The organism is Corallococcus sp. 4LFB (assembly GCF_046520365.1).
Lineage (GTDB): Bacteria > Myxococcota > Myxococcia > Myxococcales > Myxococcaceae > Corallococcus > Corallococcus caeni.
The window spans coordinates 1-604 of record NZ_JBKGHJ010001212.1; the positions used below are offsets into that span (position 1 = coordinate 1).

General features: G+C 76.5%; 1 pseudogene. It reads right to left on the reverse strand.

Annotated elements, in window-relative coordinates:
• Positions 1-604, reverse strand: a pseudogene (locus ACLEQD_RS44985) (hypothetical protein); the annotation flags it as partial.

Here is a 604-nt window from a genome sequence, read left to right on the forward strand (position 1 = left end):
ACAGCAGCGCCCCGTCCTTGCGAGAGAACGCGCCCGCCAGCCCCCGGCGCGCAGTACACCGGCCCGTGCCGGCCCAGCAGCAGCCGCGCCTCCTCCGGCTCCTCCAGCCCGCGCTGCTCCCACAGCTTCTCGAAGCGCAGGCGCCGCAGCTTCCCGGGCACCTTCAGCGGACGGGACTCGCCGCGCGCCGGAGGACTCTTTCGCTCGCGCGCCTCGCCCTCGGCCTCGGGCGGCTTGTGGGCCCCTCGCAGGTGCGACAGCCCCTCGCGGCAGCGCTCCGCCAGCTCCACGAGGTACGGGTTGGAGACCTGGACCCGGTGCGCCTCCGCGAACGCCAGCCCCAGCGCCTCGCCCAGCTGGAAGAGGGCGGACAGCAGCTCCGAGGGCTCCAACTGGAACCAGGCGCCGGTGGGCCCCAGCTTCGCCCGCCGTCCGGGGAGGTCCAGCGTCAGCAGGGGGCGCACGCCCGCGGGCTCGAACTCGAAGCGGGCCTCGCCCAGCTCCACGGCCCGCGCCAGCTCCACCGCCTGCCGGGACAGCTCCAGCACCGTGAGGAACGGCGGCCCCTGCGCGCGCCACGCCTGCGGCCGTCCCGGCAGCGCCA